The 26,247-nt window shown below is 63.6% G+C and carries 19 protein-coding genes; 14 read left to right on the forward strand and 5 right to left on the reverse strand.

Annotated features, from left to right (window positions below; all coding sequences use genetic code 11):
• Positions 1-69 precede the first annotated feature (69 nt).
• The gene (locus WJ542_RS06560; RefSeq protein WP_411188503.1) at positions 70-3,291 is read left to right on the forward strand and encodes a sensor domain-containing protein; all 3,222 of its coding nucleotides are present in this window, start codon (positions 70-72) and stop codon (positions 3,289-3,291) included.
• A gap of 39 nt (positions 3,292-3,330) precedes the next feature.
• Here the strand turns inward: WJ542_RS06560 and WJ542_RS06565 are convergent, their stop codons facing one another.
• Positions 3,331-3,729, reverse strand: a complete 399-nt coding sequence (locus tag WJ542_RS06565) for an acyl-CoA thioesterase (protein WP_411188504.1) — start codon at positions 3,727-3,729, stop codon at positions 3,331-3,333.
• 218 nt (positions 3,730-3,947) lie between these two features.
• On the opposite strand from WJ542_RS06565, the gene WJ542_RS06570 reads away from it, so the two are divergent.
• A complete protein-coding gene (locus tag WJ542_RS06570; RefSeq protein ID WP_411188505.1) occupies positions 3,948-5,831 on the forward strand; it encodes an ABCB family ABC transporter ATP-binding protein/permease in 1,884 nt (627 codons plus the stop codon).
• Positions 5,832-5,876: 45 nt separating this feature from the next.
• Here WJ542_RS06570 and murU read toward each other — a convergent pair whose 3' ends face one another.
• Together murU and WJ542_RS06580 are read right to left on the reverse strand one after the other, a co-directional pair.
• On the reverse strand, positions 5,877-6,566 hold the full coding sequence (gene murU / locus WJ542_RS06575; protein ID WP_411190494.1) for an N-acetylmuramate alpha-1-phosphate uridylyltransferase MurU: 690 nt from the start codon (positions 6,564-6,566) through the stop codon (positions 5,877-5,879).
• A 64-nt stretch (positions 6,567-6,630) separates the two neighbouring features.
• Complete coding sequence (locus WJ542_RS06580) at positions 6,631-7,680, reverse strand: aminoglycoside phosphotransferase family protein (protein WP_411188506.1); 1,050 nt, start codon at positions 7,678-7,680, stop codon at positions 6,631-6,633.
• A 220-nt stretch (positions 7,681-7,900) separates the two neighbouring features.
• On the opposite strand from WJ542_RS06580, the gene WJ542_RS06585 reads away from it, so the two are divergent.
• From WJ542_RS06585 to rsmA, 4 genes are all read left to right on the forward strand, one after another.
• Positions 7,901-10,270 carry an LPS-assembly protein LptD gene (locus tag WJ542_RS06585; protein ID WP_411188507.1) on the forward strand — a complete coding sequence of 790 codons (2,370 nt, stop codon included), beginning with the start codon at positions 7,901-7,903 and terminating at the stop codon, positions 10,268-10,270.
• 110 nt (positions 10,271-10,380) lie between these two features.
• Complete coding sequence (locus tag WJ542_RS06590; RefSeq protein WP_487007202.1) at positions 10,381-11,739, forward strand: peptidylprolyl isomerase; 1,359 nt, start codon at positions 10,381-10,383, stop codon at positions 11,737-11,739.
• 13 nt (positions 11,740-11,752) lie between these two features.
• Positions 11,753-12,775, forward strand: a complete 1,023-nt coding sequence (gene pdxA, locus WJ542_RS06595; protein ID WP_411188509.1) for a 4-hydroxythreonine-4-phosphate dehydrogenase PdxA — start codon at positions 11,753-11,755, stop codon at positions 12,773-12,775.
• Positions 12,776-12,790: 15 nt separating this feature from the next.
• On the forward strand, positions 12,791-13,624 hold the full coding sequence (gene rsmA / locus WJ542_RS06600) for a 16S rRNA (adenine(1518)-N(6)/adenine(1519)-N(6))-dimethyltransferase RsmA (protein ID WP_411188510.1): 834 nt from the start codon (positions 12,791-12,793) through the stop codon (positions 13,622-13,624).
• A 9-nt stretch (positions 13,625-13,633) separates the two neighbouring features.
• Here rsmA and WJ542_RS06605 read toward each other — a convergent pair whose 3' ends face one another.
• Both WJ542_RS06605 and panE read right to left on the reverse strand, forming a co-directional pair.
• A complete protein-coding gene (locus tag WJ542_RS06605; RefSeq protein WP_411188511.1) occupies positions 13,634-14,572 on the reverse strand; it encodes a DMT family transporter in 939 nt (312 codons plus the stop codon).
• A gap of 107 nt (positions 14,573-14,679) precedes the next feature.
• Positions 14,680-15,627, reverse strand: a complete 948-nt coding sequence (gene panE / locus WJ542_RS06610) for a 2-dehydropantoate 2-reductase (RefSeq protein WP_411188512.1) — start codon at positions 15,625-15,627, stop codon at positions 14,680-14,682.
• A 172-nt stretch (positions 15,628-15,799) separates the two neighbouring features.
• On the opposite strand from panE, the gene gloA reads away from it, so the two are divergent.
• The 8 genes from gloA to wecC all read left to right on the forward strand — a co-directional run bounded on the left by gloA (position 15,800) and on the right by wecC (position 26,154).
• Complete coding sequence (gloA, locus tag WJ542_RS06615) at positions 15,800-16,183, forward strand: lactoylglutathione lyase (RefSeq protein WP_411188513.1); 384 nt, start codon at positions 15,800-15,802, stop codon at positions 16,181-16,183.
• 754 nt (positions 16,184-16,937) lie between these two features.
• Complete coding sequence (locus WJ542_RS06620) at positions 16,938-18,347, forward strand: undecaprenyl-phosphate glucose phosphotransferase (RefSeq protein WP_411188514.1); 1,410 nt, start codon at positions 16,938-16,940, stop codon at positions 18,345-18,347.
• Positions 18,348-18,427: 80 nt separating this feature from the next.
• Positions 18,428-19,585 carry a polysaccharide biosynthesis/export family protein gene (locus WJ542_RS06625; RefSeq protein ID WP_462849551.1) on the forward strand — a complete coding sequence of 386 codons (1,158 nt, stop codon included), beginning with the start codon at positions 18,428-18,430 and terminating at the stop codon, positions 19,583-19,585.
• Positions 19,582-20,025 (forward strand): low molecular weight protein-tyrosine-phosphatase, encoded by a 444-nt coding sequence (locus WJ542_RS06630; protein ID WP_411188515.1) that lies wholly within the window; start codon positions 19,582-19,584, stop codon positions 20,023-20,025. The genes WJ542_RS06625 and WJ542_RS06630 overlap by 4 nt, the downstream gene beginning before the upstream one ends.
• 3 nt (positions 20,026-20,028) lie before the next feature.
• Complete coding sequence (locus WJ542_RS06635; RefSeq protein ID WP_411188516.1) at positions 20,029-22,242, forward strand: polysaccharide biosynthesis tyrosine autokinase; 2,214 nt, start codon at positions 20,029-20,031, stop codon at positions 22,240-22,242.
• A gap of 36 nt (positions 22,243-22,278) precedes the next feature.
• Positions 22,279-23,400, forward strand: coding sequence for a non-hydrolyzing UDP-N-acetylglucosamine 2-epimerase (gene wecB / locus WJ542_RS06640; RefSeq protein WP_411188517.1), 1,122 nt, complete (start codon positions 22,279-22,281; stop codon positions 23,398-23,400).
• A gap of 26 nt (positions 23,401-23,426) precedes the next feature.
• Entirely contained in the window at positions 23,427-24,707 is a 1,281-nt protein-coding gene (locus tag WJ542_RS06645) for an IS256 family transposase (RefSeq protein WP_411188333.1), read from the forward strand.
• A 202-nt stretch (positions 24,708-24,909) separates the two neighbouring features.
• The gene (gene wecC / locus WJ542_RS06650) at positions 24,910-26,154 is read left to right on the forward strand and encodes a UDP-N-acetyl-D-mannosamine dehydrogenase (protein WP_411188518.1); all 1,245 of its coding nucleotides are present in this window, start codon (positions 24,910-24,912) and stop codon (positions 26,152-26,154) included.
• Positions 26,155-26,247 lie beyond the last annotated feature (93 nt).

Below are 26,247 nucleotides of genomic sequence, written 5' to 3' on the forward strand. Positions count from 1 at the left end.
ATTCGCACGCAGGTCGTTTTCCTTCGTTCCGCGCGTATCGAGCGGGGGACGAACGACGTTCGGCACACAATGAACCTTCTCTTTCCAAGACGCCAGCTCATTAATCTGGCGGTCGTTGCGGCAGCCGTCGGGGCCAATGCGTTCGTCGCCTGGACGCAGATCGGCGCGCAACGCGAGATCGACGCCCGGGCTGCCCAGGCGGCGCGCGTGAGGCACGATCTCGATCGTTTTCGCGGGGCGCTGGGCGGCGGTCTTGCCGCGTTCGGCCGCTACGAATCGACGGGCGAGACCGAGCCGGCGGACACGCGTGCGCGGCGCGCCGCGACGCTCGAGCAGGCAGCGCGTTCCGTGAGCGCCGAGCTGGCCGGCACCCCCGCACTGGGCGGCCGGTTCGACACCGTGGCGCTCGATGCGCTGGAGCTGGCGCGCGATGTCGACGGCACCTTTGCGCGCGTCGAGCAGCGGGTCGCCGACGCGCGAGCGCAGGCCAACGTCACTGGAGCGGTGGCGCCGCCTGCCGGCGCCGCCACGCCCGCGTCCACGGCTACCTCACCGCTCGCAGCGCTGGCCCCCGACGCCGCCACCTGGGCCACCACCGAATACATCCGCCTCGACGCGAGCGTAGACCGGCTCGACGCCCGGCTCTCGGCGCTGCAGGGCGCGCAGGACCTGGCGCTGTCGGCCGCGCTCAGCGAATCGTCGCGCTCGTCGAGCCGCGCCTCGATCCTCCTGATCGTGACGATGCTCGCCGGGGCGACGCTGCTGCTCTACACCTTCGGCGCGCGCGAAAGCGCGGCCCGCGAAAAGCTGCACGGCACGCGTGTCATCAGCGAGGGGTTCCAGGGGCTGTTCGACGCCCATCCGGTGCCGATGTACGTATTCGACCGCGAGACCCTGGGCTTTCTCGCCGTCAACGCGGCGGCGGTCCAGCAGTATGGCTACCGCGAGGAAGAGTTCCTCACGATGACGATCCGCGACATCCGTGCGCACGAGGACGTCGCGCGTCTCGATCAATACCTCGCGCGCACGGACACGCTCACGCCGAACGTGCGCACGATGGCCGGCGTCTGGCATCACCGCCGCCGCAACGGCTCGACGATCAGCGCCAACATTGCGCACCATGCGCTGACGTTTCTCGGCCGCGCCGCCGTCTTCGTGCACGCCGACGACGTGACCGAGCAGATCCTCGCCGAGGCAGAGGCGCAGCGCTCGAACCAGATGCTCGAAACGGTGATCGACAACATTCCGCAGCGCATTTTCTGGAAGGACGCCGAATCGCGGTATCTGGGCTGCAACATGACGTTCGCGCGCGACGCGGGGCTCGCGTATCCCGAGCAGATCATCGGCAAGACCGACGAGGATCTGCCGTGGCGATCCTACGCCGCGCTCATGCGGGCACAGGACCGCGAGGTGCTCGAATCGGGGCTGCCGAACATCAATTTCGAAGAGGACATGACGGTCGGCGGCGTGCACAAGACCGCGCTCACGAGCAGGCTGCCGATGCTGGACGGCGACGGCCGCGTAATCGGCGTGCTGGGCTCGTTCACGGACACGACCGAGCGCAAGCGCGCCGACCTCGCGCTGCGCCTGCAAAGCCGTGCGCTCGACGCCTGCGTGAACGCGATTCTCATCACGGCGCCGGGGCCGGGCGGCAGCAACCTGATCGAATATGTGAACCCGGCGTTCGGGCGGATCACGGGCTACGACCCGGCCGAGGTGATCGGGCTCGATAGCCGTCTGCTGCAGCGCGACGACCGCGACCAGGACGGGCTTGTCGCGATCCGCGAGGCGCTGGCCGCGAACCGCGAGGTGAGCGCCGTGCTGCGCAATTACCGCAGGGACGGCGGGCTCTTCTGGAACCAGTTGCTGATCGCGCCGGTGCCCGACCTGGAAGGCCGGACGACGCATCACATCGGCATCATCAACGACGTCACCGCGCTGATCCGCTACCAGGAGCAGCTCGAATATCAGGCGAACTACGACAGCCTCACGCTGCTGCCGAACCGCAATCTGCTGCGCGACCGCCTGCAGCAGGCGCTCGTCACCGCGCACCGGCACGAGCGCGGCGTGGCCGTGGTGTTCATCGACCTCGACGGCTTCAAGAATGTAAACGACAGCCTCGGCCACAGTGTGGGCGACCGGCTGCTGCGCGTCGTGGCCGAGCGGCTCGCGCGCTGCACGCGCACGAGCGACACGGTTGCGCGCCACGGCGGCGACGAGTTCGTGATCGTGCTGACCGACACCCTCGACGAAAAATCGCTGATCAACTGGATGGAGCGGGCGCGGGCCATGATCTCGGAACCCGTGTGGCTCGACGGCACTGAGCTCTACGTGGGTTGCAGCATGGGTGCGAGCCTTTTTCCGCAGGACGGCGGCGACGCCGAGACGCTGCTCAAGAAGGCCGATGTCGCGATGTACCGCGCCAAGGACATGGGGCGCAACACCTTCCAGTTCTTCGAACCGGAGATGAACGCGAGCGTGGGCGCGCGCATGAACCTCGAACGGCGCCTGCGCCGCGCGCTGCGCGACGGCGAGTTCCGGCTGCACTACCAGCCGCAGGTGGAGGTGGGAACGGGGCGTATCGTGGGCATGGAGGCGCTCGTGCGCTGGCACGACCCGGAAACCGGGGTCGTGCCGCCCTCGCAGTTCATTCCTGTCGCCGAGGAAAGCGGGCTGATCGGCTCGCTTTCCGACTGGGTGCTGCGCGAGGCCTGCCGCCAGAACCACGCCTGGCAGCGCGCGGGGCTGCCGGCGGTGCGCGTCTCGGTGAACCTGTCGGCGCGCGTGTTCAATCAGCGCAATATCGCGCAGCTCGTGACCGAGGTACTCGCGCAAACCGGTCTCGAAGCCTGCTGGCTCGATCTCGAACTCACCGAGAGCACGCTCATGCGCAACGCCGAAGAGGCGGTGTCGATGCTCAACGAGCTGCACGCGCTAGGCATCGGGCTTTCGGTGGACGACTTCGGCACCGGCTATTCGAGCCTGAGCTACCTGAAGCGGCTGCCGGTGGACCGGCTCAAGATCGACCGCTCGTTCGTGGCGGATATCGGCTCGGGCGGCGACGACGAAACCATCACGGCGGCGATCATCGCGCTCGCGCACGAATTGCAGTTGCTGGTGGTGGCGGAGGGCGTGGAGACGTCGTCGCAGTACGCATTCCTGCGCGAGCGCGCCTGCGATGAAATGCAGGGCTTCTTTTTCGCGCCGCCGCTGCCCGGCGAGGAGGTCGCGACGCTGCTTGGCGCGAGCATTGCGTACGAAGAAGGGGCCGGGACGGCCTGGATGGCCTGAACGGGCGGGGGACGTCCGCGCCCGGGGCCCGGGCCCGGATCAGGTGGCGATCGGCGGCAGCGGACGCGGCCGGCGGTCGTTGCCGGTGGCGACGTAGGTGAGGGTCGCTTCCGTCACCTTGACGACTTCGTCGGCGAGACGCATGCGCTGGGCGTACACCTCGACCTCGACGGTCACCGAGGTCGTCCCGGTCTTGACGATCTCGGCGTAGAAGCTCAGCAGATCGCCGACGAACACCGGCTGCTTGAACAGAAACGAGTTCACGGCGACGGTGGCGACGCGGCCGTTCGCGCGCCGGCTCGCCGGAATCGAGCCGGCAATGTCCACCTGCGACATGATCCAGCCGCCGAACACGTCGCCGTGGACGTTCGCGTCCGAGGGCTGCGGCACGACGCGCAGCGCGGGCGGTTTTTCTGGAAGCGGGAGGGCGTTGGTCATCGGTCGTCCACGAAGGTCCACGAAAGTTCACGAAAAGGAGGGGGAATGTCGCGGCCGGCGCGGCAAGGCGGCGATGAGCGGCGCCGGGCGCCTTCTGCGACAATACGGTAATCACGAATTGTACGGGAAAGCGAGGCCCAGGCCGGCCGTCGCGGGGCGTTCGCGCCGATCCCGTCGCCCAAAGTCCCGAATACACCACGCGGTTTCCCGCTGCCGCCATGCGCCGCTTTCCCGCCTCGAACGAACCGCCGCTGCCCGCCACCGGGCCGCGCAACGACTGGCAGACCATCGTCTCGCTGCTGCCCTATCTCACCGCCTACAAGTGGCGCGTGGGGTTCGCGCTCACCTGCCTGATCGGCGCGAAGGTCGCGAACCTCGGCGTGCCGATCGTGATGAAGCACATCGTCGACGGCCTCGCTTCCGTGCGCCACCTCGCGGCGCTAGGCCGCGCCGAGCACGCGCCCGGCATCGTGCTTGTGGGCGGCATCGGGCTGCTCGTGGTGGCGTACGCGGTCGTGCGGCTCTCGACCTCGCTCTTCACCGAGCTGCGCGAAATCCTCTTTTCGAAGGTGACCGAAAGCGCCGTGCGCCAGCTCGCGCTCAAGGTGTTCCGGCATCTGCACGAACTCTCGCTGCGCTTTCACCTGGACCGGCAGACGGGCGGCATGTCGCGCGACATCGAACGCGGGACGCGCGGCATCACGCAGCTCATCTCGTACTCGCTCTACAGCATCCTGCCGACGCTGGTGGAAGTCGGGCTCGTGCTCGGCTTTTTCGCCGTGAAATATGAGGCGTACTACGCGATCGTCACGCTCGTCGCGCTGGCGGCGTACATCGTGTTCACCGTGAAGGTGACCGAGTGGCGCACGCATTTCCGCCGCACGATGAACGAACTCGACTCGCGCGCCAACTCGCGGGCGATCGATTCGCTGATCAACTACGAGACCGTGAAGTACTTCGGCAACGAGGAATGGGAGACGAAGCGCTACGACGAGAACCTGCATCGCTACCGCGCCGCCGCGATCCAGTCCCAGCATTCGCTTTCCGCGCTGAATTTCGGGCAACAGGCCATCATCGGCACAGGGCTCGTGTTCATCCTCTGGCGCGCGACCCAGGGCGTGATGGCGGGGCGGCTTACGCTCGGCGACCTCGTGCTCATCAACACGTTCATGCTGCAGCTCTACATTCCGCTGAATTTCCTTGGCGTGGTGTATCGCGAACTCAAGCAGAGCCTCACCGACATGGACCGCATGTTCACGCTGCTCACGGTCTCGCGCGAGGTGGCCGACGAGCCGGGCGCGCCGGCGCTGGCGGTGCGCGGCGGCGAGGTGCGCTTTTCGCACGTGAACTTTGCGTACGAGCCGGCGCGGCAGATCCTGCACGACGTGAGCTTTACGATCGCGGCGGGCACGACCACGGCGGTGGTGGGGCACAGCGGCTCGGGCAAGTCGACGCTCTCGCGCCTCCTGTTCCGCTTCTACGACCTCGACCGCAAGACGGGCGGCGCGATCACGATCGACGGACAGGATATCCGCGACGTGACGCAGGACTCGCTGCGCGCCTCGATCGGCATCGTGCCGCAGGACACGGTGCTCTTCAACGACTCGATCTACTACAACATTGCTTACGGGCGGCCCACGGCGAGCCGCGACGAAGTGATCGCGGCGGCGCGCGCGGCGCATATTCACGCGTTTATCGAGAGCCTGCCGAAGGGGTACGACACGCCGGTGGGCGAGCGCGGGCTGAAGCTCTCGGGCGGCGAGAAGCAGCGCGTGGCGATCGCACGCACGTTGCTGAAGAACCCGCCGATCCTGTTGTTCGACGAGGCGACCTCGGCGCTCGACTCGCGTTCCGAACGCGCGATCCAGCAGGAGCTCGACCACATCGCACGCGATCGCACGACGCTCGTGATCGCGCATCGGCTTTCGACGGTGGTGCACGCCCAGCAGATCATCGTGATGGACCACGGGCGCATCGTCGAGCGCGGCACCCACGCAGCGCTGCTGGCCGCAGGTGGTCACTACGCACAGATGTGGGCGCTCCAGCAGCAGCGCGCGGCGCAGCCGGACGCGCAAATCGAGGAGGCGGCGGGCGGCAAGTGACGGGTGGAGGACGAATCTCGCCGCCTGGGGCCGGCACGCGGAGGCTCAGGCGCGCAGGGCTTCGTCGAGCGCCGCGAGCTGCTCCGGCGTCCCGACGTTTTCCCATCGACCCTCGTAGAGCTCGCCGGTGGCGCGGCCCTGTCCGATCGTTTCGCGATAGTACGGCGTGAGCGCGCGCTTCGTTCCGGGGGCGAGGTCGCGGAACATCCGCGTGTCGTAGAGCCCAATGCTGCCGAACGTGCGGCGGGGTGCGCCGTCGGGAGCGAGTACGCCGTCTTCGCCCAGCACGAAATCGCCGTTCGGGTGGAATGGCGGGTTCGGCACCATGACGAGATGCATGCCCGGCTCGGCTCTCGCGGCGAGTGCTTCGGCATGCGTATCGAGGCGCGCGAAATCGTAATCGCTGAAGATGTCGCCGGCTACGCCCACAAACACGGCCGGCTCGCCGTGCGTTTCCAGCAGCGGCAGCGCTTGCGCGATGCCGCCAGCGGTTTCCAGCGCCTGCGGCTCGGGCGAATAGCGCAGCGCGACCCCAAAGCGCGCACCGTCGCCGAGCGCCGCTTCGATGCGCTCGCCCAGCCAGGCATGATTGATCACGATATTCGTATAGCCCGCCGCGGCGAGCCGCTCGATCTGCCAGACGATCAGCGGCTTGCCGCCCGCGGGCAGGAGCGGTTTGGGACAGGCGTCGGTCAGCGGGCGCATGCGCTCGCCGCGCCCGGCGGCGAAGATCATCGCCGTGCGCTCGAAGCGGTCGCGGCTCATGGATTCGGCCTCGTCATGGGTCGGGATGGGGGGCTCAGAAGGTGTAGCCGGCTTCGGCGGCCGTGCCCCGCAGCTCGTCGATGAGCCGCGCGAACGGCGCGAGCGGCCGGTAGCGGTGTGCAACCTTGCTCGCGTAGCCGAGGAAACGCGGCAGGTCGCCCATGTAGTGCGGCTTGCCGTCGCGATAGTTGATCCGGCAAAAAAGGCCCAGCACCTTGATATGCCGCTGCAGGCCCGTCCATTCGAGCTGGCGGTAGAACTCGCCGAAGTCGGCGTTCACCGGCAGGCCAGCCTTTTTCGCGCATTCCCAGTAGTGCACAAAGCAGTCCAGTTCGAACTCTTCGTCCCAGCCGATGAACGCGTCGCGCAGCAGCGAAGCCACGTCGTAGGTGATCGGGCCGGACACGGCGTCCTGGAAGTCGAGCACGCCCGGGTTCGGGCTCGCGATCATCAGGTTGCGCGGCATGAAATCGCGCAGCATGAAGACCTGCGGCTGCTTGAGCGCGTTTTCGACGAGCAGCGCAAAGGTGCGGTCGAGCACGCCGCGCGTGGCCGCGTCCACCTCGCGCCCCAGGTGGCGCTGCAGGTACCACTCCGGCATCAGTTCCATCTCGCGGCGCAGGAAAGCTTCGTCGAACGGCGGCAGCACGCCTTCGCGCGAGGCGAGCTGCCAGCGCACGAGCGCGTCGAGCGCGTCGCGCATCAGCTCGCGGGAGCGCGGGCCGGGGCCGGCGTCCTGCAGCGCCTTCAGGTAGGGGGCGGTGCCGAGGTCGGTCACGAGCATGAAACCGGCGTCGAAATCGGCCTCCAGCACGCGCGGCACGTGCACGCCCGCGCTGGCGAGCAGTTCGTCGACCTGCACGAACTCCCGGCATTTCTCGGGCGGAGGCGCGTCCACGGCGATCAGCGTCGCCCCGTGCTCCCCGGCGCTGCCGATACGGAAGTAGCGCCGGAAGCTCGCGTCGGCGGAAGCCGGAGCGAGCGTGGCGAGATCGAGCGCGTAGCGTTGCGCATGGGAGGCGAGCCAACTGGCAAGGAGGTCGAGGCGCGTATCGGCCACGCGGGGCACGGCGGTTGGAGTCATGAAAACCGGGAGCAGAATCAGTGGATCAACGTCTTGCCATATAATACCCCACGACTTTTTTGACGCGACTCGCGCCAAAGCCCGCATGACGGTACGCTTGCCGCCTTCATCGTCCGATGAAAGGCTATCCGCTGTGCGCCCGGTCTGAGCCGGGGCCCGCGCGAGAAGCGGGTGTCCCTGACCGGGGGCTGATGGCCGGGCCGATTCGCCAAAACCATACATGCCGCCCAGAAAGCTTTTCCAGACGATCTCCAGAAGTGACGACGGCGTGCCGGGCAAGCGGCGGCTCATCGCGGCGCTCGTGGCCGTGCCGGGCTTGATGCCCGCGATTTCGCACGCCCAACTGTCGGGTGCGGCCGCCCAGCCCGAGCAGCTAGACGGTCCGTGGAGCCTGCGCCTTGCGCCGCAGCTCGAAGACCTTCCCCCTGTGCCGGGCCAGCATCCGGCCACGTTCGTGCTCGGCGACTCGACCACGGGCACCACGGACACCGACCTCGCGGCCAAGGGCGCGGCGGAGCTGCGCCAGGGCAGCAACTCGGTCAAGGGCGACGCGCTGCACTACGACGAAGACACCGATATCGCCGATGCGTACGGCCACGTCGTGGTGTCGCAGGACGGCACGACCTTTGCGGGACCCGAAGGGCACCTGAAGGTCGAAGCGAACGAAGGCTTCATGCCGGCGGCAAAGTATCACTTCACGCTGACAGGCGGCTCCGGCACCGCGGAGCGCGCGGACCTGCTCGACAACGAGCGTTCGGTGCTCACGAACGGCACCTATACGGCGTGCCAGTGCTCGACTAACCCTTCGTGGTACATCAAGGGCAGCGAGTTCGACTTCGACACCGGCGCCGACGAAGGCGTGGCGCACAACAGCGTCCTGTACTTTCAGAACATCCCGATTTTCGCGAGCCCGTGGCTCTCGTTCCCGCTCTCGGGCGACCGCCGCAGCGGCTTTTTGCCGCCGACGTTCTCGATCGACTCGACGAACGGCTATGACATCGCGGTCCCGTACTACTTCAACATCGCGCCGAACTACGACGCGACGGTCACGCCGGAGTTGATGTCCAAGCGCGGCCTGTTTACGACGGCGAATTTCCGGTATCTCACGCCGAACTATTCGGGGACCATGACCGGCACGTTCCTGCCGGACGATTCGCAGACGCACACGAACCGCTACGCGCTGTTCATCCAGCACAACCAGAACTTCGGCGACGGGTTCGGCGGATACATCTACTACAACAAGGTCTCGGACAGCCAGTATCCGGAAGACCTGGCGTCGCCGGCCAGCCAGTTCCTGAACGGCACGCAGTTGCTGTACCAGCAGGAAGCCGGCCTCACGTACAACAACGGGCCATGGTCGGTGCTCGCGCGTGTCCAGAACTGGCAGACGCTCGCGCCGTCCACGGCGCCGTACGGCCGCGAGCCCGAGCTGAACATCAAGTACAACAAGTACAACGTCGATGGCTTCGACTTTGGCGCGACCGCCGACTACTCGCGTTTCACCATCACGACCCCGGACTCGACCGAAGGCGATCGCATCACCTTCAGCCCGTACCTGTCGTACTCGGTGGTCGGGCCGGGCTACTTCGTCACGCCGAAGGTGCAGTGGCACTTCGCGTCGTACGACCTGAGCGAAATCGGCTCGGGCTCGCCCGTCGGGCAGCCGAAGGACTTCACCGAGCAGGTGCCCACCTTCAGCTTCGACTCGGGGCTCGTGTTCGAGCGCAATGTCCACCTGTTCGGCAGCGACTACATCCAGACGCTGGAGCCGCGCCTGTACTACGTGTACACGCCGTACCGGAACCAGGAGTTCGCGCCCCTTTTCGACACGGCCGAGTCCGACTTCGGGCTCGCGGAGATCTTCACGCCGAACACGTTCGTCGGCGACGACCGCATTGCCGACGCGAACCGTATTACCGCCGCGCTCACCACGCGTTTCATCGATCCGGCGACCGGCGACGAGCGCGCGCGCTTCGTGATTGCGCAGCAGTACTACTTCCAGGATCAGCGCGTGACGCTTCTGCCGGGCGAGACGTCGGCGGAAGCGACGCACTCCGATCTGATCGCCGGTGCGGCGCTGAAGATCGGGGGCGGTTTCGCTTCGGAAACGGCGTTCCAATATAATGCCGACAATAATCAGCTCACGAAGGCGAGCGTCGGTTTCGGATACAGCGCCGGCCCCGGCCGCGTGCTGAATATCGCGTACCGCTACACGCGCGCGAACACCACGCTCGACTACACGCCGATCAACCAGCTTCTGATTTCGGCGCAATGGCCGTTCTCGCACCGGGTGTACGCCGTGGGCCGCATCAACTACGATCTGGTTGGCCACGCCCTGGTCGACGGTCTCGTCGGTCTCCAGTACGACGCCGACTGCTGGACGCTCGGCGTCGGTTTGCAGCGTTATTCGGACGGGGTCAATTCAGCGGGCGCCCAGACTTCGGGGACGCGGTTCATGGCGCAGTTGACGCTGAAGGGACTGACGAAGGTCGACAACGGGCTGACAGCGGCGTTCCAGGCCGGCGTAGCGGGCTATACGCCGCTGCCCGCGATGCCGCCGCCGCAGTCGCGCTTCTCGGATTATCAATAACGCGTGATCCGTCGCGCTTTTCCGGAAACGGAAGGCGCGCGAGGCAGCGCGGGGTCGGTGCATAGAGACGGGCGAAGCTGCCCGCCAACATTGGAGTATCTGTGGGAATCATGAAAAAGCTTCGCCTGGCAGCGTTTGCTGCGAGTTTCCTCGCCATAGCGGGTCTCATGCCGGCCGCACCGGCGCAAGCGCAGGGTCTGCCCGCCAATCCCGGGCAAACCGTGGACACGATCGCCGCCGTCGTCAACGACGGCGTGATCACGCAGCGCGAACTCGATGATCGCGTGGGCCTCATCGTGCACCGCCTGCAGCAGCAGAACGCCCCGGTGCCGCCGATGGACCAGATGCGCGCCCAGGTGCTCAACCAGATGGTGCTCGAACGCATCCAGCTCCAGAAGGCGAAGGATGACGGCATCACCGTCGACGACGCGGCCGTGCAGCGCACGCTCGAGCGCCTCGCGCAGGCCAACGGCCTCGACCTCGCCACCTACCGCTCCCGCATCGAGGCGGCAGGCGTGCCCTGGACCACGTTCACGCGCGACGCGCGCACCGAACTCACGCTCTCGAAGCTGCGCGAGAAGGAAGTGGACAGCAAGATCTCGGTTACGGACGCGGAAGTCGCGAACTACATCGCGAGCCAGCGCGGGCCGAACGTGGGCCAGCAGAACGATCTGCACTTCGAGCACATCTTCATCAAGGCGCCGCTGAACGAGTCGCAGACCGACATCGATGCCGCGAAGGCAAAGGCCGACGCGCTGCTCAAGGAGGCGCAGTCGGGCGAGAAGTTCTCGAAGCTCGCCAAGTCGGACTCGCAGGCGCCTGACGCGAGCAAGGGCGGCGACATGGGCTTTCTGAACCCGTCGAAGCTGCCGCCGGAATTCGTGACCGCCGCCGCGACGCTGCGTCCGGGCGAAGTCAATCCGGATCTGATCCGCACCAACGACGGCTTCGAGATCGTCCGTCTCGTTGACCGCCGCACGAGCCAGGGCACCGCCGGCGCCGCGCCGACGCTCGTGCAGACCCATGTGCGCCACATCCTGCTGCGCGTTGGCGAGGGCATGTCGGAGCCGGAAGCGCGCCAGAAGCTGCTGGAGATCAAGCGCGAGGTGCTGGCGGGCGGCGACTTCGCCAAGTTCGCGCGCACCTACTCGCAGGACGGCTCGGCCTCGCAGGGCGGCGATCTCGGCTGGATCAGCCCGGGCGAGACGGTGCCTGAATTCGAGCGCGCCATGAACTCGCTGCAGGACGGCCAGATCAGCGATCCGGTGCGCACCGAGTACGGCTATCACCTGATCCAGGTGCTGGGCCGCCGCGACGCTGAAGGCTCGGTTGCGCAGCAGATGGATCTCGCGCGCCAGGCCATCGGCCAGCGCAAGGCGGAACAGGCCTATGCCGACTGGCTGCGCGAGCTGCGCGACGGCGCCTACGTCGACTACAAGATCCCCGGCATGACGCCGCCGCAGAACTAAAGGAAAACGCGCCGTGAACGCCCCTGCATCCTCGTTGCCGGCTCCGCGAGGGGTGGGGCCGCTGCGCATCGCGATCACCACCGGCGAACCCGCCGGCGTCGGCCCGGAGCTGACTGCGGCGGCGCTTGCCGGCGCGGCGGCCCACTGGCCCGATGCCGGGTTCGTCGTCCTCGGCGACACGGACCTGCTCGCCGCGCGCGCGGGTGCCGTGAACGTCGATTGGGCCGCGCTACACGCCGGCTCCCGCGTGCGTGTCGAACACGTACCGCTTGGCGTGCCTGCCCAGCCGGGCAAGCTCGATGCCGCGAACGGCCGTTATGTACTGCGTTTGCTAGACCGGGCGATTGACGGGGCGCTTGCGCACGAATTCGACGCCATCGTTACCGCACCGCTGCAGAAGAGCACCATCAACGATGCCGGCGTGCCGTTCACCGGCCATACCGAATACCTGGCCGAGCGCACCGCCACGCCGCGCGTGGTCATGATGCTGGCGGGAACCGGCGCGCGGCCGCTGCGCGTCGCGCTCGCCACGACCCATCTGCCGCTCAAGGACGTCTCCGCTGCCCTCACGATCGACGGGCTGGTCGAGACCGTGCGCATCATCGATCATGACCTGCGTTGCCATTTCGGCGTGTCGCAGCCGCGCATCCTCGTCACGGGGCTCAATCCGCACGCGGGCGAGAACGGCTACCTGGGGCGCGAGGAGATCGAAACGATTACGCCGGCGCTGAAGATTGCCGCGGACTCGGGCATCGACGTACGGGGCCCGTATCCGGCCGACACGCTGTTCCAGCCGCGTTACCTGAAAGACGCCGACTGCGTGCTGGCCATGTTCCATGACCAGGGCCTGCCGGTCCTGAAATACGCGACGTTCGGCGAGGGCATCAACGTGACGCTGGGCCTGCCGATCGTTCGTACCTCGGTCGATCATGGCACCGCGCTCGACCTCGCCGGCACGGGCCGTGCCGACGCGGGCAGCCTGATCGCCGCGATCGATACCGCTGTTTCGATGGCGCGGCACCGCCGCGCTCTCTGACCGATACTCAAGACGATGTCCAATAGCAGCAGACAATACCAGGGCCACTTTGCGCGCAAGCGCTTCGGTCAAAACTTCCTTGTCGATACCGGCGTGATCGACTCGATCGTCGACACGATCCGCCCGCAGCGAGGCGAGCGCATGGTCGAGATCGGGCCGGGCCTCGGCGCGCTCACCGAGCCGCTGATCGAACGTCTCGCGACCCCGGAGTCGCCGCTGCATGCCGTCGAACTCGACCGCGACCTGATCGCGCGCCTCACGAAGAAGTTCGGGGCGCTGCTCGAACTGCACGCGGGCGACGCGCTCGCCTTCGATTTCAGCTCGCTCGCCGCGCCTGGCGAGAAACCGTCGCTGCGCATCGTGGGCAACCTGCCGTACAACATTTCGAGCCCGCTGCTGTTTCACCTTGCGGCATTTGCCCCTTGCGTGATCGATCAGCACTTCATGCTGCAGAACGAGGTGGTGGAGCGCATGGTCGCGGAGCCCGGCAGCAAGGCGTTCGGCCGCCTCACCGTGATGCTGCAGTACCGCTACGTCATCGACAAGCTGATCGACGTTCCGCCCGAATCGTTCCAGCCGCCGCCGAAGGTCGATTCGGCGATCGTCCGCATGATTCCGTACGCGCCGCACGAACTGCCCGAGGTCGACGGCTCGATTCTCGGCGAGCTCGTGACTGCTGCGTTTTCGCAGCGGCGCAAGATGTTGCGCAACACGCTTGGCGACTATCGCGACCGCCTGGACTTCGAAGCACTCGGCTTCGATCTGGCACGCCGCGCGGAAGAGGTGCCGGTGGAGGAGTACGTGCGCATTGCCCAGGCGCTGGGGCTGGCTGGGCAGACGGGCGGCTGAGCCGCGCCGTCAGCGCGCCTGCGCCTTGGCGGGCGCGTTCACCAGCGCGATGCCGGCCAGCACGAGCAGGGCGGCGAGGAGGAAGCGGCCGCTGAACGACTCGCCGAGCAGCAGCACGCCAAACGTCACGCCGAAGAGCGGCGTGAGAAACGAGAATACGGAAAGCCGGGACGCCATATAGCGCGTGAGCAGCCAGAACCAGGTGAGATAGCTCGCGAACGCGACGACGATGGCCTGATAGCCGAGCGCCACGACGGCGAGCGGTGTGACCGTGTGGACTTCGAGCTGGCCGAGCCCTGCTGCGAGTGCTAGCAATACCACTGCCGACACCGCCAGTTGATAGAAGAGCGTCTTGCTCGCACTGATATGGGCGAGCGTGCTGCTGCGCACGACCACCGTAGTTGCGGCCCACAGCGCGCCGCCGAGTACGCCGAGCGCGTCGCCGGCAAGACCGGTCAGCGTCGCGCGCAAGTCCCCCGCGCCGTTGCGCGCGAAACCATCCGCAAACGCGAGCGCCATGCCGGCGAACGCCACCGTGATGCCGATCCACTGCGTGCGCCGCATCCGTTCGCCCGGCGTGAACCAGTGCAGACCGAGGGCCGTGAAGCAAGGCGCGGTGTAGAGGAACACGGCCATGCGTGAGGCGCTCGTCATCGTGAGGCCGAGGAAAATGCAAACGAATTCGCCGGCGAACAGCACGCCCGCGAGCAGACCGGCGCCGAGCGTGTCGTCTTCGCGAAAGAGCGGCGTGCCGCGCCGGCTCGCCCACACCCATACGAGCACCGTTGCGATCGCCGAGCGCAGCCCGGCCTGAAACACGGGCGGCAGCGCGACATTGGCGCTCTTGATGGCAACCTGCTGCAAGCCCCAGATCGCGCAGAGCACGACCATCAGGATCACAGCCTGGCTGTCTGGCGCGCGGCGTGCGGGAAGGGTAAGGGTGCTCATCGGTCAGTCGGAGAACGGCTGTAAGGCGGATCGTTACGATAACAAATCCGTCTGTAAGGAGCGCCGATACCCCTGACGCGGGCAGGGAGCGCTGCCCCGTCAACCTCTCAGTTGGCGACGTTGCGCTGGGCCTCGTAGGCCTTCAGATGGCTGTAGGTAACGCGCAGCACCGAGGGGGCGTCGCCGGCTTGCGCCGTGCCGCCGCGCTGGATCAGGTCGCCGAGCACGTGATCGGCTTCCGTGCGAGAACCGTTCTGGACGTCGCGCAGCATCGACGCCGTGAGCGGCGATCCGGCCGCGAACAGCATCGAACGCGAACGTTCAACGAACGCATCGCGTACCGCATGGCCGTTCTCCGCGGCGATAGCGCGGCATTCGGCGAACAGGCGTTCGACGATCGCTTCCCCGTCGGGCGTCGCGAGAATAACGCCCACCGGGGCGCGCATGAGACACGTCGAACCCGCGAGCGAGGCCAGGAATACCCACTTCTCCCACATCTCCTGGAGGATCCGCTCGCTGGCCTTCACGGTGAAGCCGGCATTCGAGAAAATATCGGCGACAGCCTGCACGCCTGCGGAGATTCCGCCGCCCAGCTCGCCGAAGGTGATCGCGTGCGCGTCGTTCAGATGCACGATCTCGCGCTGGGCGTTGAGGGTCGAAGCGATCAGGCAGACGCCCCCCAGTACCGCCTGCGTGCCGAAGCGCGCCTGCAGCACGTCGAGATGGCGCATGCCGTTCAGGAGCGGCAGGATCAGCGTGGACGGACCCACCGCCGCGGCGAAGGAATCGACGGCGCCGTCGAGATCGTAGGCCTTGCAGCTCAGTAGCACGACGTCGAAGGGCTGCGCGTTTCCCGCCTCGAGTACGTCCTGCGTGATCGTTTTTACGTCGCGCAAGTGGAGATCGCCATGCGGGCTATGGATCACGAGCCCGGCCTCGCGTAGCTGCGCGGCGCGCGCCGGCCGGACCAGAAACGTCACGTCGCGCCCGGCGGCGGCCAGCCTGCCGCCAAAGTAACCACCGGTTGCCCCTGCGCCCACTACCAGAATCCGCATGTCCGCTCCTCGAATCGATTGACTGCCTGATTTGCCGCCGCGTTGCCGATCCGGCCGGCAAGTTCGGGATGGCGTTCATGCTAGAGCAAATCAGCCGCGCTTGCCGGCGTCGGCACGGCGCAGGGGATTTTGGTACAGTCCCGTTTTTGACGACGGCAAAATGGAGTACACGATGCGTCTCCTTCACACGATGATCCGGGTCGGCGACCTCGATCGCTCGATCAAGTTCTACACCGAACTGCTCGGCATGAAACTGCTGCGCCGCGAAGATTTTCCCGACGGCAAGTTCACGCTGGCCTTCGTCGGCTATACCGACGAGCGTGACGGCACGGTGATCGAACTCACGCACAACTGGGATACGCCTTCCTATGACCTCGGCACGGGGTTCGGGCATCTGGCCGTCGAAGTGCAGGATGCCTATGCCGCTTGCGCGAAGATCAAGGAACAGGGCGGCACCGTGGTGCGCGAGGCCGGGCCGATGAAGCATGGAACGACGGTGATCGCGTTCGTGACCGATCCGGATGGGTACAAGATCGAGTTCATCCAGAAGAAGTAGGGATGTGCCTCGGATGGTGTCGGAGAAATCCGATGCCGTCTTGAAAGGCTGTCAAGATTTATTTGAAATTGATATTGCGTCCGACAAATAAAAAAACAATATCGGGCGATTTGCAGAAATTTAAAATTCTGTCTTTTTTATGAGGAAATAAGTGCGGCTATCTGCGTCTTGCGCAGGCTGCACAATAGTTCCCATTTTGTCCGCATCGTCGGGTCATTTCGCTCTCGCCATCCGGGACCGAAATATTTCGAAACAAAGACTCGCGTCGACATTTTTCAGATAACGGACTGCGGATCCGGGCCGCGGCACACCGAGTGATGAATTGATATCGAGATGGCGTGAAGGCTGTGTGCGCTGCCTCGCGCGAGTCGTTATCGGACTAATCCTATATACGCAAAAGCGACGGCCTACGAGAATTACTTCATCGGTCATTAACCATAAAGCGATTCGGCAATAAAGGCTCGTGCGTGAAAGATGGTGTCCGATATGCCCGCCTTCAGGTATGACGGCAGTTCTCATATGCGCATGCAAGCGTCTCCGAATTCACGGAGAGAGGAATGGGCGACGTGCCGGCAGTTTATCGGCCTTCTTGTAATTCCTACTCGTCATTCTCATTTCTCATCTCTGACCGATGTACCGCGTGGCTGGAACTCCTTCGAATGAACCTTTGGCAAGTAGTCGCAGCAGGCCTGCGCCTGCTGTGACGGACCGTATCGGCAACGATGCGGCTATCCATTCATCCCCGGAAAGCTCCATGCATTTGCCCGCTCACCGCGATGCCGGCTCATCACGAGGTCGTAGCGGCGCGCTGGCGCGCCTGCTGGACGTCGTCGTGATTGCCGTCAGTGCGTCCGCTGCATTGCGTCTCGAGGCGAGCGCCGGCCAGCCTGGCTATGACAGCGCCCTGATTGCGTTTGCGCTGTTGACTTCCGCTTTCCTGTTCCCGGTATTCGGCCTGTACCGAATCACCCGCCGGCAGGTCTTCTGGCGATGCGTCTGTATTCCTGCGCTGGCGTGGACCACGGCGCTCGCCGTTGCCATGCTGCTCGTTATCGTCCTGCTCGATCCCTATCGTCCCGCCGGCAACTGGTTTGCGCGCTGGGCGCTCATTTCCGGACTTGGCCTTGTCGTCTGTCGGTTCTTCGAACGCTGGCTCACCTTGCGGCGCACGGAACAGGGAGCCCGCACGCGCGCGGTCGCGATCGTGGGCAGCGGTGCCCATTGCCGGCATTTGCTACGCAAGGTCGGGTCGGCGCCCGATTCGGCCTACCTCGTTTCGACGATCTTCGACACCGGCCCGGAATCGGGCGCAGCACCAGGCACCATCCCTGCCTTTCGCGACCGCTTCGGTTTTGCGGAATACGTGCGTCGCTACCAGGTAGAGGAGTTGTGGCTCGCCTTGCCGCTCACGGAACAGCAAACGATACTCGAATTCATCGAGTTGTTCCGCAACGATCTGATCAACATTCGTTTCATTCCCGACGTGAGGGGGCTTGCGCTCTTCGAGGGCGAAATGATCGACCTCGACGGCACGTCGGCCATCAATCTCGTGGGTTCGCCGCTATCGTCGGACGCATTCCTTGCGAAGAATATCTTCGATCGCGCATTCGCATTGATTGTATTGATGGCGATCTCACCGCTGCTTTTGATCATCGCGATCGCCGTGAAGCTTTCGTCGCGTGGTCCGGTGCTCTTCTCGCAGAAGCGCAAGGGCGCGAACGGCAAAGTGTTCGAAATCTACAAGTTTCGCAGCATGCGCGTGCATGAAACGACCCATGGCGTCGTCAAGCAGGCTACGCGCAATGACCCGCGCATTACGCGTGTCGGTGCATTTTTGCGTCGCACGAGCCTCGACGAACTGCCCCAGTTCTTCAATGTCCTCCGCGGCGAGATGTCGGTCGTCGGACCGAGGCCGCACGCTATCGAGCACGACACGCTTTATCAGAACATCGTCGAGGGCTACATCCACCGATATCGCATCAAGCCAGGCATTACGGGCTGGGCGCAGGTGAACGGCTTTCGTGGCGAAACGGATCGCGTGGAGAAGATGCAGGGGCGTGTCGAACACGATCTCTATTACCTCAGTAACTGGTCCTTCGGGCTCGACATGCGCATCGTAATCGCCACGGTGTTCAAGGGACTGATACACCGCAACGCTTATTGAATGGCTGGAAAGTAGAAGTGCTGAAACGATCAAACAAAACGTGTGCTAGTGCAGGCCGCCCGGTGCGGTTTAACGTCCCCGTGCGACTCACAGGCGCGAGCCTGGCTATCGCGCTTTGCACGGTGCTGGGCGCTTGCACGGTTGCCCCGGGCATGCGCATGCCGGTTTCGCCGGGTGTCCCCACATCGGCTTTGCCCGGTGCAGCAGGCGGTTCGGATACGACAGTGGCGGACGCGACTTCCGCCACGCCGGAAGTGCCCATCACAGAACTCGACGTTGCTTACGTGAAGCAACTTCAGGAAACACGCCTGGAGCAACAGAAGCAGCAGATGGACCTGCTTTCACCTGTTCCGCAGCCTTACGCGATTGGGGCCGGCGACGTGTTGCAGATCGTAGTGTGGGATCACCCCGAACTCGCTCAGGCCGTGGGCGCTACGCAATCGCAGTCCTCCACGCGCCCCGGCGATCCTTTCTCAGGCTTTGTTGTCGACCAGTCGGGCGATCTGACGTTTCCCTACGCAGGCACGATGCACGTTGCGGGCCTTCGCCCGGAAGAAGTGCAACATCGTCTGGCGGCGGCGCTCTCTCACTATTTCGTGAAGCCGCAGGTGACCGTTCGCATGGCTTCCTACCGCGCTCACGAAGTGTATGTCGACGGCGAGGTGCACAACCCCGGTGTGATCGCTGTCAACGACGTGCCGATGTCGCTGTACGAAGCGATTTCGCGGGCTGGCGGTTTTGCCGACACGGCTGACCAGAGCGATCTCGTGCTCGTACGCGGCGGCGCGTCTTACCGCCTCAACCTGACGGACATGGTGGCGAGCGGCCTCAGTCCGTCGCGGCTGTATCTCAAGCCGGGTGACATGCTGCGTGTCGTCGCACGCGACGAAAACGACGTGTATGTGATGGGCGAAGTCAACAAGCCCATGTTGGCCATCCCGAAACGCACGGGTCGCATCACGCTGGCCGATGCGATTGCCCAGGCGGGCAGCGTGAACTCGTCGACGGCGGACGCGGTGCAGATGTTCGTGATTCGCGGCGCGTTGAACGGCAAGCCGCAGGTCTTCCATCTGGACGGACGATCGCCGGTGGCCATGCTCGTGGCGAAGGAATTCGATCTTCAGCCCAAAGACGTCGTTTATGTCGACGGCAATGGTCTGGTCCGCTTCAACCGCGTGCTGACGCTGTTGATTCCGGCAATCAACGCGGGACTGACCGCTGGCCTAGTGGCGAAATGATCGACAACGTTCTGGTTGTTTGCGAAGGCAACATCTGCCGTAGCCCTTTGGCGGCCGCGATGCTGGCGCAGTCGCTGCCTGGCGTTGGCATCAGTTCCGCCGGCACGCATGCGCTCGTGGGCGAGGGTGCGGATCCGCTCATGGTCGAGTTGGCGCGCGACAGAGGAGTCAGGCTCGAAGGTCACGTGGCAACGTCTCTTACGGATGAGCTGGTTCGCGAAGCCGATCTGATTCTCACGATGACGAGGGTGCAGCGGGAGCAGATCGAGTCCGCGTGGCCTTTCACGCGCGGCAAAGTATTTCGTTTGATCGAGGATGAGGGCATCGACATTGTCGACCCGTACCGGCGGCATCGCGCAACGTTCGATCTGGCGGTTGCGCAGATCGAACATGGCGTCGCGCATTGGCGCGACGTTCTGGCAGGACAGCAGGTTCATTGAATAATGACTCTTCTTAAGCAAAACGCCGCGGCGGGCGCGGCAGGTGATGATGAAATCGATCTCTCGGAGTTGTTCGGTGTACTTCGGGAGAACGCTACGCTGATCGGGATCGTTACGGCGATTGTGTTCGCGATCGGCGCGCTCTATGCATTTCTCGGTACACCGGTTTATCGCGCGGATGCATTGATCCAGGTGGATGATGATTCCGGATCGGGTTCGCTCAACGACAAGCTTGGTGATCTTGCATCGCTGTTTCAGGCAAAGGCGACTGCCGATGCTGAAATCGAATTGATTCGGTCGCGAATGGTCGTTGCGGATACGGCTACGAGATTGCACGTTGATATCGACGCACGCCCACATTATTTTCCGCTTATAGGGGCTTCCGTTGCGCGTTACCGGTCGCATTACAGCAGCGAGCTGCTATCGCCAATATTGGGGTTGAAGCACTACGCGTGGGGAGGTGAGCGTATCGGCGTTAGCCAGTTCGATGTGCCTCCGGCTCAGTATGAAGACAAATTCAGATTGACAGCGCTGGGCGAAGACAGCTTTGAGTTGACCGACCCGGACAACCACGTGGTACTCCGAGGGCGCGTTGGCGCGATTGCGACTGGCAATACTCAATATGGTCCTGTCGCAATCAAGGTCACGTCGTTGCTCGCGAGACCGGGCACACGTTTCGATCTGAAGCGATACTCGACGCAACTGACGGTCGCCAGGCTGCAGAAGAAACTTGACATTGAGGAAGTAACAAAGCAGTCGGGCATCATTGGAATGAAGCTCGACGGTGAGGATCCGATGCGTGTGACAGCAATCGTCAACACGATCGCGAGCATCTATGTGCAACGTAACGTCGATCGGAAGTCGGCGCAGGCGCAGCAGATGTTGAATTTTCTCAGTGACCAATTACCGCAGCTTCGCGCCGACCTCGATCAATCCGAGGCACGCTATAACGCATTTCGAGCGAAAGCGGGTGCAATTGATCTCGATGCGCAAGGCAAGCTTTTGCTGCAGACGGTTGTTGATACGAAAACCCGGCTGATAGAGCTTCAACAACAGCGAGCGGATCTGGTCCAGAAGTATACGGCATCGCATCCGATGGTCGCCGCGATTGACGCACGTATCGCTGGACTGGAACAACAGCAAGGACAGTACGAGCAGCAAGTGACCGCTTTGCCGGAAACGGAGCAGCAAGCGCTGCGTCTCATGCGCGATGTGAAGGTCAATACCGATCTCTATATGAAATTGCTCGATAGCACGGAGCAATTGCGTGTTCTGAAGGCGGGGCAGCTCGGCAACGTTCGCACTGTCGATTACGCCGTTGTGCCGGAGGAACCGGTTCGTCCGCTGAAGATTATCGTACTGCCCGTAGCCGCCATCCTGGGTTTGTTACTTGGGTGCGCGGCCGCGCTCGGGCGCCGCATGGTTAACCGCGGGTTGGAAAGCCCGGCAGAGATCGAGAACGCCGTTGACATCCCGGTCTACGCGATCATTTCGCACAGCAACAAGGAGTTGGCACTTCGTCAGTCGGTGCGCCGCAATCCGACCAAACCTGGTGTGCTGGCGGCAGTGCATCCGGACGACGTGGCTGTGGAGGGCCTGCGTAGCTTGCGTACGGCCATGCAGTTTGGTGTGCTAAAGCCGGAAAACAACATCGTTATGTTGACCGGCCCACGCCCGGGTGTAGGTAAATCCTTTGTCTCGGTGAACCTCGCAGCAGTATTGGCCGCGACCGGTAAACGGATTTTGCTGATCGATGCTGACATGCGGCGCGGCGACGTGCATTCGTATTTTTCGATCAATAACAAACCTGGGCTTTCGGACGTGCTTACCGGCCGTGACCCGAAGGATGTCATTCATCGTGAAGTGTTGCCGAACCTCGATGCGATGATGGCAGGCTCGATACCCGATCGTCCGGCGGAACTTCTCGTCCGTAATCGGCTTGGCGACGTGCTCAAGGTACTCGCATCAGTCTACGACATGGTCATTATCGATTCGCCCCCTGTGCTGGCGGTCACAGATCCAGTCGTGATCGGCAAACATGCGGGTGCCACGTTGATGGTTGTGCGGCATGGCCAGCACTCGGCCGCTGAGCTGCGTGAATGTACGCGGCAGCTCGCTAGCGCAGGTGTTGGCGTTGATGGAATGCTGCTCACCGACGTACCCGCGCGTGGCACAAGTTACGGAGCATATTCCAACTACAGCAAGAATTCCGACTGAAGCGCACGCCCTGTTCGCAGGGTGCTTCCGTAAGAGATGGTATCAATGAAAAAGAATGTACTACTAACGTTTGGAACGCGGCCGGAAGCGATCAAGATGGCGCCTCTTGTTATGCGCCTTCAACGTGACCCAGGTATTCATTGCCAGGTCTGCGTAACTGGACAACATCGCGAGATGCTCGATCAGGTGCTCAATCTGTTTGGCATACAGCCCCACTTCGATTTGAACGTCATGAAGCGCGGTCAGGATCTCTATGACGTTACGACAACCATTCTTACGGGCATGCGGAATGTGCTGGCAGATGCGCGACCCGATATGGTTCTTGTCCATGGCGATACGACCACCACGATGGCCGCAACGCTTGCATCGTTTTACAAACAAATCCCGGTTGCGCACGTCGAAGCTGGTTTGCGGACGGGGAATCTCCTTTCGCCCTGGCCGGAGGAGGCGAACCGCAAGCTAACAGGCGCGCTAACCGCGCTGCATTTCGCCCCCACTGCGAGAGCGCAGGCTAACCTGCTGAGAGAAGGCGTGCCGGCGAGATCGATTGTGGTCACAGGCAATACCGTGATCGATGCGTTGCTCCATGTCCGGCAACGCTTGTCGACCGACACCAGATTGCGCGAAGAAGCAGAACGTATGCTCCCGCAATTCGACGCAGCGCGACGTCTTATTCTCGTGACTGGACATCGTCGTGAGAGTTTTGGAGACGGGTTCGAGCGCATCTGTACCGCCCTCGCGCAGTTGGCCCGCGCTCATCCGGATGTGGACATCGTCTACCCGGTTCATTTGAATCCCAGCGTGCGCGAACCGGTGAGCCGACTGCTGACCGGTATTGCGAATGTGCATTTGATCGAGCCACTCGACTATCTTCCGTTCGTCAGACTTATGGATCGTGCATATCTGATCTTGACTGACTCGGGTGGAATTCAGGAAGAAGCGCCTTCTTTATGCAAGCCGGTGCTCGTGATGCGCGAAACGACCGAGCGCCAGGAAGCAGTGGATGCCGGTGTGGTTCGTCTCGTCGGAACCGACGTGACGGCGATCGTGGGTGCCGTTACACAATTGCGAGTTATCGTCGGAAGTGGTGTATGCGGCGTAGGGAGGAGGCAGGAGAAGGCGGTGGCGATTGATGGAGAATGTTGCTTTCCACGGTAACACTTCCTCAATCGAACTCCACCACCATGGCGAAACATACGCAGGAAACGAGCAGCAGTCAAACAGCAGAACCGCAATTTGAGGGCGCACCCGGCCTGGACGATCTGATCCAGCAAGGGGCGCGGCGGATCATCCAGCAGGCAATCGAGGCGGAACTGGCGGCGATGCTCGAGCAATATTCGAATGTGAAGACGATGGACGGCCGGCGCGCGGTCGTGCGCAACGGCTACCTGCCAGAGCGCGAGATCGTCACGGCGGTAGGCCCGGTGCCGGTCAAGGTACCGAAGGTTCGCGACCGCTCGAGCTCCGGCATCAAGTTCAATTCGACGATCGTGCCGCCCTATGTGCGCAAGTCGCCGCGCGTGTCATCGTCGCTGCCGTGGCTGTACCTGCGAGGCGTCTCAACCGGCGACATGGGCGACGCACTGTCCGAGCTGCTCGGCGAGCAGGCTAAAGGGCTGTCAGCGAGCGTCGTGAGCCGCCTGAAGGCCGCATGGTCAGAAGAGTACGAGAAGTGGAACAAGCGCGACCTGTCCGCCTCGCGCTGGGTCTACTGGTGGGCCGACGGCATCCATACTCAAGCCCGCACAGAGGATTCGGACGGGCAGTGCCTGCTCGTGATCATCGGCGTGAAACCGGACGGCGGCAAGGAGCGCGTTGCGCTCAGCGACGGTTACCGCGAGTCGAAACAGTCGTGGATTGAACTGCTGCTCGATCTGAAAGCGCGCGGCCTGCAGGCGCCGCCACTGCTCGCGGTTGGTGACGGCGCGATGGGACTATGGGCGGCACTCGATGAGGTGTTCCCGCAAACGCGACATCAGCGCTGCTGGTTTCATAAGGTCGGAAATATCCTCAACGCGATGCCCAAATCGCAGCACGGCAAGGCCAAGGCGGCGCTCGCAGAGATCTGGAATGCCGCGACGCGCGCCGATGCGATTGTTGCGTTCAATCAGTTCGTCGACGTGTACGCGGCCAAGTACCCGAAGGCTGTCGAGAAGCTCACGAAGGATCGAGACGCACTGCTCACGTTCTACGATGTCCCTGCGGAGCACTGGCAGCATGTGCGGACCACGAATCCGATCGAATCGACGTTTGCGACGGTACGCCATCGCACGAGCCGCACGCGCAACTGTCTGTCGCGCGCGACCTTCCTGGCGATGGCGTTCAAGCTGATTGAAGCGGCCGGGCAGACCTGGAGGAAGATTCGCAGCGCCGAGAAAATTGATCAGCTTCTGAAGGGCGTTCCGTTCAAAGACGGAAACCCGGTGATTGAAAGCACACCGGCTCCTCAAGCGCTGGCCGCCTGATCATGCCGTCCCGCCCGTACACCACTATTGACGATTGCTCCACAATTGCTGGACGATCGCGGAATCTATGCGGCGATGAGTCGAGGCGATAACCCATATGGCAATGGGGACGCGTGCGATCGAATTGCGCACGTGCTGAATGGTTGGTTGGGTGCTGCGGTTCGAGCGGCATGACGACATCAGGAAATAAGGCTAGATCATCATGAACTTTGAAACCATTTCGGTTGTTGGTTTGGGTTATATAGGATTGCCGACGGCAGCGGCTTTTGCCGCACGTCGAAAGAAAGTGATTGGCGTTGATGTCAATCAGTACGCGGTCGATACCATAAATCGTGGCGCAATTCATATTGTCGAGCCGGAACTCGACATGTTGGTGCACGCCGCTGTTTCGCAGGGTTATTTGCGGGCGACAACCAACCCGGAACCTGCCGATGCATTTCTTATCGCCGTACCCACGCCGTTTACAGACGGGCATAAGCCGGATCTCTCGTATATCGAAGCAGCAAGCCGCGCGGTTGCGCCGGTTTTGAAGAAAGGTGATCTTGTCGTACTCGAATCGACCTCGCCCGTCGGCGCGACCGCCCAAATGGCCGAGTGGATGGCGGAAATGCGGCCAGACCTCACATTTCCGCAGCAGGTGGGCGACATGTCGGACGTGCGTGTCGCGCATTGTCCGGAACGCGTGTTGCCAGGACATGTGATCCGCGAACTGGTCGAAAACGACAGGGTAATCGGCGGCATGACACGACGCTGCAGTGAAGCGGCACGCGAACTATACCAGGTCTTCGTACGTGGCGAATGCATCGTCACAGACGCACGAACTGCGGAAATGTGCAAGCTCACCGAAAATTCATTCCGCGATGTGAATATCGCTTTCGCCAACGAGCTTTCGCTGATCTGCGACCGGTTGGATATCAACGTGTGGGAATTGATCAAACTGGCAAACCGGCATCCTCGTGTCGACATCCTGCAGCCGGGGCCGGGCGTGGGTGGCCATTGTATTGCTGTCGATCCGTGGTTCATTGTCGATTCGGCGCCGGAGCAGGCGCGACTCATTCGCGCGGCACGCACGGTGAATGACGATAAGCCCCATTGGGTGGTTGAGCGCGTAGAGAGGGCGGCAAAGCGGTTTCGGGAACCGCAGATTGCATGTCTTGGCCTTGCGTTCAAAGCGAATATCGACGACCTGCGCGAGAGCCCCGCAGTGGAGATAGCCAAAGAGCTGGCGAACAGGTTCCCAGGACAAGTCGTCGCTGTCGAGCCAAACATTCGTAACCTGCCCGATGCACTCGAGGGTCGTCTCAGGCTTGGTGATTTGCGCACGGTGATGGCCGAAGCAGACGTCATTGTCATTCTGGTCGACCACGCGCAGTTCAAGCAGGTCGATCCGATTCGCCTGCAGGCCAAGGTCGTGATTGATACGCGTGGGGTGTTGGCTCGCTCCTGATCCTTGGGTCAATGGAGGGTGCTCCGCGCGAGCACCTCGCCCAGGAAATGGTGGATTACGTTACTACAGGTAGGGGGCGTTTGTTGTGCGGAG

It is taken from the genome of Paraburkholderia yinzeri, from assembly GCF_046581065.1.
Classification (GTDB): domain Bacteria; phylum Pseudomonadota; class Gammaproteobacteria; order Burkholderiales; family Burkholderiaceae; genus Paraburkholderia.

Coding starts and splice junctions, on each gene's coding strand:
- WJ542_RS06605 (WP_411188511.1), bottom strand. CDS start 14,572: ATGAGCACCCTTACCCTTCCCGCACGCCGCGCGCCAGACAGCCAGGCT.
- WJ542_RS06620 (WP_411188514.1), top strand. CDS start 16,938: ATGCATTTGCCCGCTCACCGCGATGCCGGCTCATCACGAGGTCGTAGC.
- panE (WP_411188512.1), bottom strand. CDS start 15,627: ATGCGGATTCTGGTAGTGGGCGCAGGGGCAACCGGTGGTTACTTTGGC.
- gloA (WP_411188513.1), top strand. CDS start 15,800: ATGCGTCTCCTTCACACGATGATCCGGGTCGGCGACCTCGATCGCTCG.
- rsmA (WP_411188510.1), top strand. CDS start 12,791: ATGTCCAATAGCAGCAGACAATACCAGGGCCACTTTGCGCGCAAGCGC.
- WJ542_RS06585 (WP_411188507.1), top strand. CDS start 7,901: ATGCCGCCCAGAAAGCTTTTCCAGACGATCTCCAGAAGTGACGACGGC.
- wecB (WP_411188517.1), top strand. CDS start 22,279: ATGGTATCAATGAAAAAGAATGTACTACTAACGTTTGGAACGCGGCCG.
- WJ542_RS06635 (WP_411188516.1), top strand. CDS start 20,029: ATGACTCTTCTTAAGCAAAACGCCGCGGCGGGCGCGGCAGGTGATGAT.
- murU (WP_411190494.1), bottom strand. CDS start 6,566: ATGATCTTCGCCGCCGGGCGCGGCGAGCGCATGCGCCCGCTGACCGAC.
- WJ542_RS06580 (WP_411188506.1), bottom strand. CDS start 7,680: ATGACTCCAACCGCCGTGCCCCGCGTGGCCGATACGCGCCTCGACCTC.
- WJ542_RS06565 (WP_411188504.1), bottom strand. CDS start 3,729: ATGACCAACGCCCTCCCGCTTCCAGAAAAACCGCCCGCGCTGCGCGTC.
- WJ542_RS06590 (WP_487007202.1), top strand. CDS start 10,381: ATGAAAAAGCTTCGCCTGGCAGCGTTTGCTGCGAGTTTCCTCGCCATA.
- WJ542_RS06630 (WP_411188515.1), top strand. CDS start 19,582: ATGATCGACAACGTTCTGGTTGTTTGCGAAGGCAACATCTGCCGTAGC.
- WJ542_RS06570 (WP_411188505.1), top strand. CDS start 3,948: ATGCGCCGCTTTCCCGCCTCGAACGAACCGCCGCTGCCCGCCACCGGG.
- WJ542_RS06645 (WP_411188333.1), top strand. CDS start 23,427: ATGGCGAAACATACGCAGGAAACGAGCAGCAGTCAAACAGCAGAACCG.
- WJ542_RS06560 (WP_411188503.1), top strand. CDS start 70: ATGAACCTTCTCTTTCCAAGACGCCAGCTCATTAATCTGGCGGTCGTT.
- wecC (WP_411188518.1), top strand. CDS start 24,910: ATGAACTTTGAAACCATTTCGGTTGTTGGTTTGGGTTATATAGGATTG.